At 36.3% G+C, this 14775-nt stretch carries 11 protein-coding genes and 4 tRNA genes; all 15 read left to right on the top strand.

The window, feature by feature from the left end; all coding sequences use genetic code 11:
• Positions 1 to 63 precede the first annotated feature (63 nt).
• The 15 genes from FF52_RS15375 (at position 64) to rpoC (ending at position 14767) form a co-directional block, all read left to right on the top strand.
• Positions 64 to 957, top strand: a complete 894-nt coding sequence (locus FF52_RS15375) for a tyrosine-type recombinase/integrase (protein WP_008466932.1) — start codon at positions 64 to 66, stop codon at positions 955 to 957.
• 32 nt (positions 958 to 989) lie between these two features.
• Positions 990 to 1292, top strand: coding sequence for a ribosome hibernation-promoting factor, HPF/YfiA family (gene hpf, locus FF52_RS15370; protein ID WP_008466930.1), 303 nt, complete (start codon positions 990 to 992; stop codon positions 1290 to 1292).
• Positions 1293 to 1382: 90 nt separating this feature from the next.
• A tRNA-Thr gene (locus tag FF52_RS15365) sits at positions 1383 to 1456 on the top strand.
• Positions 1457 to 1513: 57 nt separating this feature from the next.
• Positions 1514 to 1594, top strand: a tRNA-Tyr gene (locus FF52_RS15360).
• Positions 1595 to 1676: 82 nt separating this feature from the next.
• A tRNA-Thr gene (locus FF52_RS15355) sits at positions 1677 to 1748 on the top strand.
• A gap of 55 nt (positions 1749 to 1803) precedes the next feature.
• The gene (tuf, locus tag FF52_RS15350; RefSeq protein WP_008466928.1) at positions 1804 to 2991 is read left to right on the top strand and encodes an elongation factor Tu; all 1188 of its coding nucleotides are present in this window, start codon (positions 1804 to 1806) and stop codon (positions 2989 to 2991) included.
• A 55-nt stretch (positions 2992 to 3046) separates the two neighbouring features.
• A tRNA-Trp gene (locus tag FF52_RS15345) sits at positions 3047 to 3117 on the top strand.
• A gap of 18 nt (positions 3118 to 3135) precedes the next feature.
• Positions 3136 to 3333 carry a preprotein translocase subunit SecE gene (gene secE / locus FF52_RS15340; RefSeq protein ID WP_008466927.1) on the top strand — a complete coding sequence of 66 codons (198 nt, stop codon included), beginning with the start codon at positions 3136 to 3138 and terminating at the stop codon, positions 3331 to 3333.
• 10 nt (positions 3334 to 3343) lie between these two features.
• On the top strand, positions 3344 to 3895 hold the full coding sequence (gene nusG, locus FF52_RS15335; protein WP_008466925.1) for a transcription termination/antitermination protein NusG: 552 nt from the start codon (positions 3344 to 3346) through the stop codon (positions 3893 to 3895).
• Positions 3896 to 3962: 67 nt separating this feature from the next.
• On the top strand, positions 3963 to 4400 hold the full coding sequence (gene rplK, locus FF52_RS15330; RefSeq protein WP_008466923.1) for a 50S ribosomal protein L11: 438 nt from the start codon (positions 3963 to 3965) through the stop codon (positions 4398 to 4400).
• A 13-nt stretch (positions 4401 to 4413) separates the two neighbouring features.
• Entirely contained in the window at positions 4414 to 5103 is a 690-nt protein-coding gene (rplA, locus tag FF52_RS15325; RefSeq protein ID WP_008466920.1) for a 50S ribosomal protein L1, read from the top strand.
• A gap of 22 nt (positions 5104 to 5125) precedes the next feature.
• The gene (rplJ, locus tag FF52_RS15320; protein ID WP_008466919.1) at positions 5126 to 5626 is read left to right on the top strand and encodes a 50S ribosomal protein L10; all 501 of its coding nucleotides are present in this window, start codon (positions 5126 to 5128) and stop codon (positions 5624 to 5626) included.
• Positions 5627 to 5717: 91 nt separating this feature from the next.
• A complete protein-coding gene (gene rplL, locus FF52_RS15315; RefSeq protein WP_008466917.1) occupies positions 5718 to 6089 on the top strand; it encodes a 50S ribosomal protein L7/L12 in 372 nt (123 codons plus the stop codon).
• Between the two features lie 269 nt (positions 6090 to 6358).
• On the top strand, positions 6359 to 10171 hold the full coding sequence (gene rpoB / locus FF52_RS15310) for a DNA-directed RNA polymerase subunit beta (protein WP_008466915.1): 3813 nt from the start codon (positions 6359 to 6361) through the stop codon (positions 10169 to 10171).
• A 288-nt stretch (positions 10172 to 10459) separates the two neighbouring features.
• Complete coding sequence (rpoC, locus tag FF52_RS15305; RefSeq protein ID WP_008466914.1) at positions 10460 to 14767, top strand: DNA-directed RNA polymerase subunit beta'; 4308 nt, start codon at positions 10460 to 10462, stop codon at positions 14765 to 14767.
• Positions 14768 to 14775: the final 8 nt, after the last annotated feature.

Here is a 14775-nt window from a genome sequence, read left to right as displayed (position 1 = left end):
TTAGTGGTCAAAATGTTTTAATTTTGATGCTAACGGTTTTTTTATGCTTAAATTTTAGATTTTATGAAAACAAATAAAGAGGCTTTTTCGGATTATCTTTTGTTGGAAAAAAAATATTCTCCGCATACTGTTGGTGCTTATTTGAATGATATAGTTTCTTTTGAGTCTTTTGTAAAAGAATCTTTTGGGCAGGAAAGTATTGATTTGGTAAACTATAGTCAGGTGAGGAGCTGGATCGTTTTTTTAGTGGATCAAAATATTTCAAACGTTTCTATAAATAGAAAAATGGCTTCCTTGAAGGCTTTTTATAAGTTTCTTTTAAAGTCAAAGCAGATTGAGGTTAATCCGATGCTGAAGCATAAGTCTTTGAAAACTCCAAAAGTAGTTCAGATTCCTTTTTCGGAAAAAGAATTAAAGGATTTGCTGGATGTAATGGAAGCTCCTGTCGGTTTTGAAGAGATTCGGGATAGGCTTATTGTAGAGATGTTCTATGTTACAGGAATGCGTCGTGCTGAATTGATTCATTTAATGGTTAGAAATGTTGATCGTTCAAGTAATACAATTAAAGTTTTAGGGAAAAGAAATAAAGAACGCATTATTCCTATTTTGCCGATTATTGGCGGTCAAATTGATTCGTATATAAGGGAAAGAGATGGTTTAGAAAGTTTGGTTGATTCGGACTATTTTTTTGTTTCTAAAAAAGGGTTAAAATTGAGCGAATCTTTTGTTTATCGTTTAATAAATTCATACTTTAGTAGGGTCTCAGAAAAGGTAAAAAAAAGTCCGCATGTGCTACGCCATACTTTTGCAACACACCTTTTAAATAATGGGGCAGATTTGAATTCAGTTAAAGAATTGCTAGGGCATTCTAGTTTGGCATCTACACAGGTTTATACTCATAATAGTCTTGCGGAGCTTAAAAAAGTATATAAAGGTGCACATCCAAGAAGTAAATAGCGGTTCTAAGTGTTAATCCTAAAATTTTTATTATGAAGGTAGATGTTCATGCAGTTAATTTTACTGTCGACAGAAAATTGGTCGATTTTATCCAAGAAAGAATGGGTAAGCTAGAGAAATACTACGATCGTGTGGTTTCATCAGATGTTTTTTTAAAAGTAGAAAGAACAAGTGATAAAGAGAATAAGGTGGTGGAGATAAAGATTAATGTTCCTGGTGATGATTTTTTGGTAAAAAAACAGTGTAAAACATTTGAAGAAGCGGTTGAGCTTTCTGCAGAGTCGTTAGAACGTTTGCTTGTAAAAAGGAAGGAAAAAATAAGAGCGCACATTTAATTGAAATTTTTTTCGAAAAATGTTTTGATTAAAAGATAAAATAGCTACATTTGCAGTCCGTTAGAAATAGCGGACTTTTTTAATGTATTCGCCGATGTAGCTCAGCTGGCTAGAGCAGCTGATTTGTAATCAGCAGGTCGTGGGTTCGAGTCCCTCTATCGGCTCAATAAATTCAAATGCGATTTGGATTGGTTCTTTAAAATATTGGATTTTAAAAATTAGGGGAGATACTCAAGCGGCCAACGAGGGCAGACTGTAAATCTGCTGTGAAAACTTCGCAGGTTCGAATCCTGCTCTCCCCACAAAAAAAGAGGTTAAGGTTTTGGGTTTTAGATTTTTAAAAATCTAAGATCTAAATTCAGGAATCTAAAATCAGAACTCTCTGCCGGTGTAGCTCAGGGGTAGAGTGCTTCCTTGGTAAGGAAGAGGTCTCGGGTTCAAATCCCGACATTGGCTCAAGTAAGTAGGAAATTGAAAATTAATATATAACTAAGATTAAAAATTAAGTAAAATGGCAAAGGAGAATTTTAATCGTTCCAAACCGCACTTAAACATAGGTACAATTGGACACGTAGATCACGGAAAAACTACATTAACTGCTGCAATTACAAAAGTATTGTCAGATGCTGGTTACTGTCAAGCAAAATCGTTTGATCAAATCGATAACGCTCCAGAGGAGAAAGAAAGAGGTATTACTATCAATACATCTCACGTAGAGTATGAAACAGCTAACCGTCACTACGCTCACGTTGACTGTCCAGGTCACGCGGATTACGTAAAGAACATGGTTACTGGAGCTGCTCAAATGGACGGAGCTATCTTAGTAGTTGCTGCTACAGATGGTCCAATGCCACAAACTCGTGAGCACATCCTTTTAGGACGTCAGGTTGGTATTCCAAGAATCGTTGTTTTCATGAACAAAGTGGATATGGTTGATGATGCTGAGTTGTTAGAGCTTGTTGAAATGGAAATTAGAGATTTATTATCTTTCTACGAATATGATGGAGATAATGGTCCTGTAGTTCAAGGTTCTGCTTTAGGAGGATTAAACAATGATCCAAACTGGGTACCTAAAATTATCGAATTAATGGAGGCTGTTGACAACTGGATCGAAGAGCCAGTACGTGACGTAGCTAAACCATTCTTGATGCCAGTTGAGGACGTATTTACAATTACAGGTCGTGGAACTGTTGCTACAGGTCGTATCGAAACTGGAGTTGCTAATACTGGAGATCCTGTTGAAATCATTGGTATGGGAGCTGAAAAATTAACTTCTACTATTACAGGAGTTGAGATGTTCCGTAAAATCCTTGATAGAGGTGAAGCTGGAGATAACGTAGGTTTATTGTTAAGAGGTATTGATAAATCAGACATCAAAAGAGGTATGGTTATCATTAAGCCAGGTTCAGTAAAACCACACTCTAAATTCAAAGCTGAGGTTTATATCTTGAAAAAAGAAGAAGGTGGACGTCACACTCCATTCCACAATAACTACCGTCCACAGTTCTACGTACGTACAACTGACGTAACAGGAGTTATTACTTTACCAGCAGGTGTAGAGATGGTAATGCCAGGTGATAACTTAACTATTGAGGTTGCTTTATTAAGCCCAATCGCTATGAACGTAGGTTTACGTTTCGCTATCCGTGAAGGTGGTAGAACAGTTGGTGCTGGTCAAGTTACTGAAATCGTAGAGTAATTCTATTAAAATAAATAAGAAGCCAGTGATTATTTTTTAATCACTGGCTTTAATTACGGGCGTAGTTCAAGGGTAGAATAGCGGTCTCCAAAACCGTTGATGGGGGTTCGAATCCCTCCGCCCGTGCAATAAAAAATATATCAAATGACAAAAGTTACTAATTATTTATCAGAGGCTTTCGAAGAGTTAAAGTCAAATGTTACTTGGCCAGCTTGGGCTGAAGTACAAAAATTGACAATTGTTGTGGCTGTATTTTCGATTTTATTCGCTTTGGCAACTTGGGGAGTAGACGAATTTTTTGCAAAAGCTTTGGCTGGATTTTTTAACTGGTTAAAAGGATAATTTTTTTGTGATGGCAGATAATAATGTGAAAAAATGGTACGTAGTTAGAGCGGTTAGTGGTCAAGAAAATAAAGTGAAAGCTTATATCGAGACTGAGATTGCGAGATTAGGTATGGAGGATTATGTTTCTCAGGTTTTAGTTCCTACTGAAAAAGTAGTTACTGTAAAAGATGGGAAAAAATCATCTAAGGATAAAGTGTATTTTCCTGGATATGTTATGATCGAAGCTAACTTGGTTGGTGAGATTCCTCATATTATTAAGTCAATTACTAGTGTTATTGGATTTTTAGGAGAGACTAAAGGTGGAGAACCAGTTCCTTTGAGACTTTCTGAAGTAAACCGTATGTTAGGTAAAGTGGATGAATTGGCTGTTAATACAGACACTCGTTCTATTCCATTTAGTGTTGGTGAAACGGTTAAGGTTATTGATGGGCCTTTCAACGGATTTAATGGATCTGTTGAAAAAATCAATGAAGAGAAGCGTAAGCTTGAAGTAATGGTTAAGATTTTCGGAAGAAAAACTCCATTAGAATTAAGCTTTATGCAAGTAGAAAAAGTATAATTTTTTGTTACACTATAATAAACCATTGTAATCGCTTCCATAGATTGCAGTGTTAAATTTTTTAAAAATGGCTAAAGAAATTAGTAAGGTAGTTAAACTACAAGTTAAGGGAGGTGCTGCGAACCCGTCGCCACCGGTTGGACCTGCTTTAGGAGCTGCTGGGGTTAATATCATGGAGTTTTGTAAGCAATTTAATGCTAGAACTCAAGATAAACCTGGCAAAATTTGTCCAGTGCAAATCACTGTGTACAAAGACAAATCATTTGATTTTGTTGTTAAGACTCCTCCAGCAGCAGTTCAGTTAATGGAAGCTGCGAAGCTAAAATCTGGTTCTGGTGAGCCTAATCGTAAAAAAGTAGCTAGCGTTACTTGGGAACAAATTAGAACTATTGCTGAAGACAAAATGCCAGACTTAAACGCTTTCACAATCGAGAAAGCTATGAGTATGGTTGCTGGAACAGCTAGATCTATGGGTATAACTGTATCAGGAGATGCTCCTTTTTAATTAAGAAAAAGAAATGGCAAAATTAACAAAAAAGCAAAAAGAGGCTGCTTCAAAAATTGAAAAGAACAAATTATACTCTTTAAAAGATGCTGCTGCATTAATTAAAGTTGTTGCTTCTGCAAAATTTGATGAGTCTGTTGATATCGCAGTTCGTTTGGGTGTTGATCCAAGAAAAGCGAATCAAATGGTTAGAGGTGTAGTTACTTTACCTCACGGAACAGGAAAAGACGTTAAAGTATTAGCATTGGTTACTCCAGATAAAGAAGCTGAAGCAAGAGAAGCTGGAGCAGATCACGTTGGTCTTGACGATTACTTACAAAAAATTAAAGACGGTTGGACAGATGTTGATGTGATCATTACTATGCCTGCTGTTATGGGTAAATTAGGTCCATTAGGTCGTATTTTAGGACCTAGAGGTTTAATGCCAAACCCTAAAACAGGTACTGTAACTATGGATGTTGCTAAAGCTGTTCAAGAAGTTAAAGCTGGTAAAATTGACTTTAAAGTTGATAAAACTGGTATCGTTCACGCTGGTATTGGTAAAGTTTCTTTCGGAGCTGAGCAAATCGTTGAGAACGCACACGAAATTATTCAAACATTAATAAAACTTAAACCAACTGCTGCTAAAGGTACATACATTAAAGGTATTCACCTTACAAGCACAATGAGTCCTGCTATCGCATTAGACCCAAAAGCAGTATAATTGGTAGTTAAAAATTTTTAGTATGACTAGAGAAGAAAAATCAATCGCGATTGAAAATTTAACTGCGCAGTTAGCTGGTACAAATATCATTTACATTTCTGATATTTCTGGTTTAAACGCAGAGACAACTTCAAGCTTACGTAGAGCTTGTTTCAAAGCAGGTATCAAATTAGAGGTTGTAAAAAACACTTTGCTTGCAAAAGCAATGGAAGCTTCTTCTAATGATTATGGTGATTTACCTACAGTTTTATCAGGTAATAGTGCTATCTTCATTTCTGATGTTGCTAATGCACCTGGAAAAATTATCAAAGATTTCCGTAAGAAATCTGATAAACCAGTTTTAAAGGGAGCTTACATCAATTCTGAAGTATATATTGGGGATAACCAATTAGATACATTAGCTACAATTAAATCTAAGGAAGAGCTTATTGGAGAAATCATTGGATTATTACAATCTCCAGCTCAAAGAATTATTTCTGCTTTACAAAACAAATTCGCTGGAAGCGAAGAAGGAGCAGAGTAATAAATGTAGGGAGGCTTGCTTCCTTGCTGCTTAATTAGCGCACAATAATTAAATTATATTTTTACACAAATCATTTTAAACGATAGAAAAAATGGCAGATTTGAAACAATTCGCAGAACAATTAGTTAACTTAACAGTTAAAGAAGTTAACGAATTAGCAACAATATTAAAAGATGAGTACGGAATCGAGCCTGCTGCTGCTGCTGTAGTAGTTGCTGCTGGTGGAGGAGACGGTGCTGCTGAAGAAGCACAAACTGAATTTACAGTTGTATTGAAAGATGCAGGAGCTTCTAAATTAGCTGTTGTAAAATTAGTTAAAGAATTAACTGGTTTAGGTCTTAAAGAAGCTAAAGATGTAGTAGACGGTGCACCAAGCAACGTTAAAGAAGGTGTTTCTAAAGAAGAGGCTGAAGGTCTTAAAAAATCTTTAGAAGAGGCTGGAGCTACTGTTGAGCTTAAATAATTAAACTCAGTTTAAGAACTAGGTTTAGGTCTTGAGTTAACACTCAAAGGCCTAAACCATTTTTCGTATAATAAAATATTATCAAATTTTATTATCCCATAGTTTAAAATACGAAAAAGTTTTTGATCAATACGAAGAAAGAAAATTGAGCCCATTTTTGCGGTCCTATTTTTAAAGATGTATTGGTTATAATAAGAAAGTATAGATTAAACAGTGTGTATTTACACAAAAATAAATTACTTTTTTTTTAATCAAAATTTTGTCCATTGATGATAACAAATCAGACTGAAAGATTGAATTTTGCCTCTACAAAAAATATCCCTGACTATCCGGACTTCTTGGATGTTCAGGTTAAATCTTTTAAAGATTTCTTTCAATTAGAAACGAAATCTGACGAAAGAGGCAACGAAGGGTTATACAATACCTTCATGGAAAACTTCCCAATTACAGATACAAGAAATAACTTTGTATTGGAATTCCTAGATTATTTTGTTGATCCGCCACGTTATACAATTCAAGAATGTATAGAGAGAGGTCTTACTTATAGTGTGCCTTTAAAAGCTAGGTTAAAACTATACTGTACAGATCCAGAACACGAAGATTTTGAAACAATTGTACAAGACGTTTATCTTGGAACAATTCCTTACATGACTCCTAGTGGTACTTTTGTTATTAATGGTGCCGAGCGTGTTGTAGTGTCTCAATTACACCGTTCTCCAGGGGTTTTCTTTGGACAGTCATTCCACGCAAATGGAACTAAACTTTATTCTGCAAGAGTAATTCCTTTTAAAGGATCTTGGATAGAATTCTCTACTGATATTAACAGCGTAATGTACGCGTATATCGATAGAAAGAAAAAATTACCTGTAACGACTTTATTCCGTGCTATCGGTTTCGAAAGAGATAAGGATATCTTAGAGATTTTCGATTTAGCTGAAGAAATTAAAGTATCTAAAACAGGAATTAAGAAATATATTGGAAGAAGACTTGCTGCGCGTGTTTTGAACACATGGCACGAGGATTTCGTAGATGAGGATACTGGAGAGGTAGTTTCTATCGAGCGTAACGAAATCATCCTTGATCGTGATACTATTATCGACAAAGATAATGTTGAAGAGATCATCGATTCTAATGTAAAATCTATTTTGTTACACAAAGAGGATAATAATCAAGCAGATTATGCTATTATCCACAACACGTTACAAAAAGATCCAACTAACTCTGAAAAAGAAGCTGTAGAGCACATCTATCGTCAGTTGCGTAACGCTGAACCGCCTGATGAGGAAACTGCTCGTGGTATTATAGATAAATTGTTCTTCTCTGATCAACGTTATAACTTAGGTGAAGTTGGTCGTTACAGAATGAACAAAAAATTAGATTTAGATATCCCTATGGATAAGCAAGTGCTTACTAAAGAGGATATCATTACAATCGTTAAATATTTGATCGAGTTGATAAACTCTAAAGCAGAGATTGATGATATTGATCACTTATCAAACCGTCGTGTTAGAACAGTTGGTGAACAATTGTCTCAACAATTCGGTGTTGGTTTAGCACGTATGGCTAGAACTATTCGTGAGAGAATGAACGTTAGAGATAACGAGGTGTTTACACCAATTGATTTGATTAATGCTAAAACATTATCATCAGTTATCAACTCTTTCTTTGGTACTAACCAGTTATCTCAATTTATGGATCAAACCAATCCATTAGCTGAGATTACACACAAAAGAAGACTTTCTGCACTTGGGCCAGGTGGACTTTCGAGAGAAAGAGCTGGTTTCGAGGTTCGTGACGTTCACTATACTCACTATGGTCGTTTATGTCCGATTGAAACTCCTGAGGGACCAAACATTGGTTTGATTTCATCTCTTGGTGTTTATGCAAAAGTTAACGGAATGGGATTCATTGAAACTCCATACCGTAAAGTAACAGATGGTGTTGTTGATTTAGAAAGCGCACCAATTTATTTAAGTGCTGAAGAAGAAGAAGGAAAAATGATTGCTCAGGCAAACATTGAAATGGATGCTTCTGGTAAAATTACAGCTAGTAATGTTATTGCTCGTGAAGAGGGTGACTTCCCAGTTGTTGAACCAAGTTCAGTACATTATACAGACGTTGCTCCTAACCAGATCGCTTCGATTTCTGCATCTTTGATTCCATTCTTGGAGCATGATGATGCGAACCGTGCGTTGATGGGATCAAACATGATGCGTCAGGCAGTTCCTTTGATCCGTCCTGAAGCACCGATTGTTGGTACAGGTTTAGAGCGTCAGGTAGCTTCAGATTCAAGAGTATTGATCAATGCTGAAGGGCATGGTACTGTTGAATACGTAGATGCTAACATCATTACTATTAAATACGATCGTACAGAAGACGAGAGAATGGTAAGTTTTGATGCTGATGAGAAAACGTACAACTTAATTAAATTCAGAAAAACCAACCAAGGTACAAGTATCAACTTGAAGCCAATCGTAAGAAGAGGTGACAGAGTTGTTCCTGGACAAGTATTATCAGAAGGATATGCTACTCAAAATGGAGAATTAGCTTTAGGTAGAAACTTAAAAGTTGCGTTCATGCCATGGAAAGGGTACAACTTCGAGGATGCGATTGTAATTTCTGAAAAAGTAGTTCGTGATGATATTTTTACATCTATTCACGTTGATGATTATTCATTAGAGGTTAGAGATACTAAGTTAGGAAATGAAGAGTTAACAAACGATATTCCTAACGTTTCTGAAGAAGCTACTAAAGATTTAGATGAAAACGGTATGATCAGAATTGGAGCAGAGGTTAAGCCTGGCGACATTTTGATCGGAAAAATTACACCAAAAGGAGAATCAGATCCAACTCCAGAGGAGAAATTGCTTCGTGCAATCTTCGGGGATAAAGCTGGTGATGTGAAAGATGCTTCATTAAAAGCTTCTCCATCTTTACATGGTGTAGTTCTTGACAAAAAATTATTTGCAAGAGCCGTAAAAGATAAACGTAAACGTACTCAAGATAAAGATGCTTTAGGCGCTTTAGAAATGGAATTCGAAACTAAATTTGTTGAATTAAAAGACAGATTAGTAGAGAAATTATTCTTGATCGTTAACGGAAAAACATCTCAAGGTGTAATGAATGATTTGGGTGAAGAAGTTTTACCAAAAGGTAAAAAATATACTCAAAAAATGCTTTACGCAGTAGAGGATTTTGCTCACTTAAGCAAAGGTCAGTGGGTTGCTGATGACGCTACAAATAAAATGGTTAATGATTTGATTCATAACTATAAAATTAAGCTGAACGACTTACAAGGAGCTTTAAGAAGAGAGAAATTCACTATTACAGTTGGAGATGAATTACCATCTGGAATTTTGAAATTAGCTAAGATTTACATTGCTAAAAAACGTAAGTTAAAAGTGGGTGATAAAATGGCGGGTCGTCACGGTAACAAAGGTATTGTTGCTAGAATCGTTCGTCATGAAGATATGCCTTTCTTAGAAGATGGAACACCAGTAGATATCGTATTGAATCCACTTGGGGTACCTTCACGTATGAACATTGGTCAGATTTATGAAACAGTATTAGGATGGGCTGGTATGAACTTGGGTAGAAAATTTGCTACTCCAATCTTCGACGGAGCTTCTCTTGACGAAATCAATGCTTTGACTGATGAAGCTGGAGTACCGCGTTTCGGACATACTTACCTATATGATGGTGGTACTGGAGAGCGTTTTGCACAAAAAGCGACTGTGGGTGTAATTTACATGCTTAAATTAGGACACATGGTTGATGATAAGATGCACGCACGTTCTATTGGACCATACTCATTGATTACGCAACAGCCACTTGGAGGTAAAGCTCAATTTGGAGGTCAGCGTTTTGGAGAGATGGAGGTTTGGGCACTTGAGGCTTATGGAGCTTCTAGTACACTACGTGAGATCTTAACTGTTAAGTCTGATGACGTTATTGGTAGAGCTAAAACTTACGAGGCTATCGTTAAGGGTGAAACTATGCCAGAACCAGGTTTACCAGAATCATTCAATGTATTAATGCACGAATTGAAAGGTCTAGGATTAGATCTTCGTTTGGAAGAATAATAAAAGTTTTGAGTCACAGTTTCAGTATTCAGTTAACACTGAAAACTGAGACTGTCGACCATTACGAATAATATTAAAGTTTTTAAGATTTATACCCGTAACCCGTTCCGATTTTTTATAATAATGCAGGGCATTTTATAACTAGCACTTCAAATAAGAGTTTGAGGTTTAGAGAAGTAAACCGAGGTAAGCGCGATGATTTAACTCTTTTGAAAGGAATTTTTGAAAGATGGAGATTATGAAAATCTAAAATCAATTTTTAACAGCAGTAAATCAATAGTAAAAACTATGATGAATAATAGAAACAATAAAGATAAGAATCCAGTAAAAAGATTTAACAAAATCTCTATTGGATTGGCTTCACCAGAATCTATCTTGAAAGAATCAAGAGGAGAGGTTTTAAAGCCAGAAACAATCAACTATAGAACTCATAAACCAGAGCGTGACGGACTTTTCTGCGAAAGAATCTTCGGACCAGTAAAAGATTTCGAATGTGCTTGTGGTAAGTATAAAAGAATTCGTTACAAAGGTATCATCTGTGACCGTTGTGGTGTTGAAGTTACAGAGAAAAAAGTACGTCGTGATAGAGTAGGACACATCAACCTTGTTGTGCCAATTGCTCACATCTGGTACTTCCGTTCTCTTCCAAACAAAATTGGTTATATACTTGGTCTTCCATCTAAGAAATTAGATATGATTATTTACTATGAAAGATACGTAGTAATTCAGCCAGGTATCGCTAAAAATGCAGATGGAGAATCATTACAAAGATTAGATTTCTTAACTGAAGAAGAATACTTAAACATTTTAGATACTCTTCCGCAAGAAAATCAATATTTAGATGATTTAGATCCAAATAAATTTGTTGCCAAAATGGGAGCAGAGTGTATTATGGATTTATTAGCTCGTATTGACTTAGATGCTTTATCTTATGAATTAAGACACAGCGCTAACAACGAGACTTCTAAACAAAGAAAAACTGAGGCTTTAAAAAGATTACAAGTTGTTGAATCTTTCCGTGAGTCTAACGAAAACCGCGAAAACCGTCCAGAATGGATGATTATGAAAGTGGTTCCAGTTATCCCGCCAGAATTACGTCCGCTTGTGCCACTTGATGGAGGTCGTTTTGCAACTTCAGATTTGAACGACTTATACCGTCGTGTAATCATCCGTAACAACCGTTTGAAAAGATTAATGGAGATTAAAGCTCCAGAAGTTATCTTGAGAAACGAGAAACGTATGTTACAAGAATCTGTAGATTCATTATTCGATAACACTCGTAAAGCTTCTGCTGTTAAAACAGAATCTAACAGACCATTAAAATCATTATCTGACTCATTAAAAGGTAAGCAAGGACGTTTCCGTCAAAACCTTTTAGGAAAACGTGTGGATTATTCTGCTCGTTCGGTAATCGTCGTTGGTCCAGAGTTAAAATTATATGAGTGCGGATTGCCAAAAGATATGGCTTCTGAGTTATACAAACCATTCGTTATCCGTAAATTGATCGAAAGAGGTATTGTTAAAACAGTAAAATCTGCTAAGAAAATCATTGACAAAAAAGAGCCTGTAGTTTGGGATATCCTTGAAAACGTAATTAAAGGACACCCAGTATTGCTTAACCGTGCTCCTACTTTGCACAGACTTGGTATTCAGGCATTCCAACCAAAATTAATTGAAGGAAAAGCGATCCAGTTACACCCATTAGTATGTACGGCATTCAACGCCGATTTCGATGGTGACCAGATGGCGGTTCACTTACCATTAGGACCAGAGGCTATTTTAGAGGCACAATTATTAATGTTGGCTTCTCACAATATCTTGAACCCTGCAAATGGTGCTCCAATTACTGTACCTTCTCAGGACATGGTCTTGGGTCTATACTATATGACCAAAGAACGTATCTCAACAGGAGATCACAAAATTATCGGCCAGGATTTAACTTTCTATTCTGCTGAAGAAGTAAATATTGCATTAAACGAAGGAAGATTAGAATTGAATGCTCGTGTGAAAATTAGAGCAAAAGATTTTAATGAGAACGGAGAGTTAGTGTACAAAATCATCCAGACAACTGCGGGACGTGTATTATTTAACGAAGTAGTACCAGAAGCAGCTGGATATATCAATGACGTATTGACTAAGAAAAACCTTAGAGATATTATCGGACACATTTTAAGTGTGACTGATGTACCTACAACGGCAGCTTTCTTGGATAATATGAAAGATATGGGGTATAAATTCGCATTTAGAGGAGGTTTATCATTCTCTTTAGGTGATATTAGAATTCCAGAACAAAAAACGAAGTTAATTGCAGATGCTAGAGAGCAAGTTGAAGGTATCTCAACTAACTATAACATGGGTCTTATCACAAATAACGAGCGTTACAACCAAGTTATTGACGTATGGACTTCAGCAAATGCTCAGTTAACAGAGTTAGCAATGAAAAATATTAGAGAAGACCAGCAAGGTTTCAACTCTGTATATATGATGCTTGACTCTGGGGCGAGGGGTTCTAAGGAGCAGATTCGTCAGTTAACTGGTATGCGTGGTTTGATGGCTAAGCCTAAAAAATCTACTGCTGGTGGTGGTGAGATTATTGAAAACCCAATTCTTTCTAACTTTAAGGAAGGTCTTTCGATTCTTGAGTACTTCATTTCTACTCACGGTGCTCGTAAAGGTCTTGCGGATACGGCTCTTAAAACAGCCGATGCTGGTTACTTGACAAGAAGGCTTCATGACGTTTCTCAAGATGTTATTGTTAACATCGAGGATTGTGGAACTTTAAGAGGTGTTGAAGTTGCTGCCTTGAAGAAAAATGAGGAAATCGTTGAATCTTTAGGTGAGAGAATCTTAGGACGTGTTGCATTACAAGACGTTATCAATCCTCTTACTAACGAGATCATGGTTAGATCTGGAGAGCAAATCACTGAATCAATTGTTAAGACTATCGAAGCCTCTCCAATTGAGAAAGTTGAAGTTAGATCTCCATTAACTTGTGAAGCTTTAAAAGGTATTTGTGCGAAATGTTACGGTAGAAACTTAGCTACTGGTAAGATGACACAAAGAGGTGAAGCTGTCGGAGTTATTGCAGCTCAGTCTATTGGGGAGCCAGGTACACAGTTGACACTTCGTACGTTCCACGTTGGAGGGGTTGCTGGAGGTATCTCTGAAGAGTCTAGTATTGTTACAAGATTCAACGGTAGACTTGAAATCGAAGATTTAAAAACAGTTAAAGGAGAAGATAGTGAAGGTAACGAAGTTGATATCGTTGTATCACGTTCTACTGAGTTGAAATTAATTGACGAAGGAACCGGAATTGTTTTAAATACGCATAACATTCCTTACGGATCTAGTATTTTTGTAAATGATGGAGATGTAGTTACTAAAGGAACTGTAATCTGTAAATGGGATCCATATAACGGTGTAATTGTTTCTGAGTTTACGGGTAAGATTGCTTACGAAGATTTAGAACAAGGACAATCGTACATGGTTGAAATCGATGAGCAGACTGGTTTCCAAGAAAAAGTAATTTCTGAGGCTAGAAACAAAAAATTAATCCCAACTTTATTAGTTTATGGTAAAGAAGGTGAATTGATTCGTTCATACAACTTACCAGTAGGTGCACACTTAATGGTTGAAAATGGTGAGAAAATTAAAGCAGGTAAAGTATTAGTAAAAATCCCACGTCGTTCTTCTAAAGCAGGCGATATCACGGGAGGTTTACCTAGAATTACTGAGCTTCTTGAGGCTCGTAACCCTTCAAACCCAGCAGTTGTATCTGAAATTGATGGTGTTGTATCATTCGGTAAAATTAAGAGAGGTAACCGTGAGATTGTTATCGAGTCTAAATTTGGTGAGGTTAAAAAGTATCTAGTGAAACTTTCAAGCCAAATCTTAGTACAAGAAAATGACTTCGTAAGAGCGGGAGTTCCATTGTCAGATGGTGCAATTACACCAGATGATATCTTAAGAATTCAAGGGCCAGCTGCTGTTCAACAGTACTTGGTAAATGAAATTCAAGAGGTTTACCGTTTACAAGGGGTAAAAATCAATGACAAACACTTCGAGGTTGTAATTCGTCAAATGATGCGTAAAGTTAAAGTTGAAGATCCAGGAGATACTCTATTCTTAGAAGATCAATTGATCCACACTAAAGACTTTATCCTTCAAAATGATAAATTATACGGTATGAAAGTGGTTGAAGATGCTGGAGATTCTTCAGTATTAAAACCAGGTCAGATCATTACACCTCGTGAGTTACGTGATGAAAATTCATTATTGAAACGTACAGATAAAAATCTTGTTGTAGCAAGAGATGTAATTACTGCAACTGCAACGCCAGTTCTACAAGGTATTACAAGAGCTTCGTTACAAACTAAATCATTCATTTCTGCGGCTTCATTCCAGGAGACAACGAAAGTACTTAACGAAGCTGCAGTAGCTGGTAAAGTAGATGATCTAGAAGGATTAAAAGAAAACGTAATCGTTGGACACAGAATCCCTGCCGGAACAGGTATGAGAGAATACGATAACACAATCGTAGGATCTAAAGATGATTACAATGAAATGATGGCTAATAAAGAAGAATACATTTATTAATTAGGAAA

It is taken from the genome of Flavobacterium sp. F52 (assembly GCF_000278705.1).
GTDB classification, from domain to species: domain Bacteria; phylum Bacteroidota; class Bacteroidia; order Flavobacteriales; family Flavobacteriaceae; genus Flavobacterium; species Flavobacterium anhuiense.
This window is presented reverse-complemented; position numbering and strand designations above follow the sequence as displayed.

What these genes read in the sequence shown, in the direction of transcription:
- FF52_RS15375 (WP_008466932.1), top strand. Translation starts at nt 64, where the DNA reads ATGAAAACAAATAAAGAGGCTTTTTCGGATTATCTTTTGTTGGAAAAA.
- hpf (WP_008466930.1), top strand. Translation starts at nt 990, where the DNA reads ATGAAGGTAGATGTTCATGCAGTTAATTTTACTGTCGACAGAAAATTG.
- tuf (WP_008466928.1), top strand. Translation starts at nt 1,804, where the DNA reads ATGGCAAAGGAGAATTTTAATCGTTCCAAACCGCACTTAAACATAGGT.
- secE (WP_008466927.1), top strand. Translation starts at nt 3,136, where the DNA reads ATGACAAAAGTTACTAATTATTTATCAGAGGCTTTCGAAGAGTTAAAG.
- nusG (WP_008466925.1), top strand. Translation starts at nt 3,344, where the DNA reads ATGGCAGATAATAATGTGAAAAAATGGTACGTAGTTAGAGCGGTTAGT.
- rplK (WP_008466923.1), top strand. Translation starts at nt 3,963, where the DNA reads ATGGCTAAAGAAATTAGTAAGGTAGTTAAACTACAAGTTAAGGGAGGT.
- rplA (WP_008466920.1), top strand. Translation starts at nt 4,414, where the DNA reads ATGGCAAAATTAACAAAAAAGCAAAAAGAGGCTGCTTCAAAAATTGAA.
- rplJ (WP_008466919.1), top strand. Translation starts at nt 5,126, where the DNA reads ATGACTAGAGAAGAAAAATCAATCGCGATTGAAAATTTAACTGCGCAG.
- rplL (WP_008466917.1), top strand. Translation starts at nt 5,718, where the DNA reads ATGGCAGATTTGAAACAATTCGCAGAACAATTAGTTAACTTAACAGTT.
- rpoB (WP_008466915.1), top strand. Translation starts at nt 6,359, where the DNA reads ATGATAACAAATCAGACTGAAAGATTGAATTTTGCCTCTACAAAAAAT.
- rpoC (WP_008466914.1), top strand. Translation starts at nt 10,460, where the DNA reads ATGATGAATAATAGAAACAATAAAGATAAGAATCCAGTAAAAAGATTT.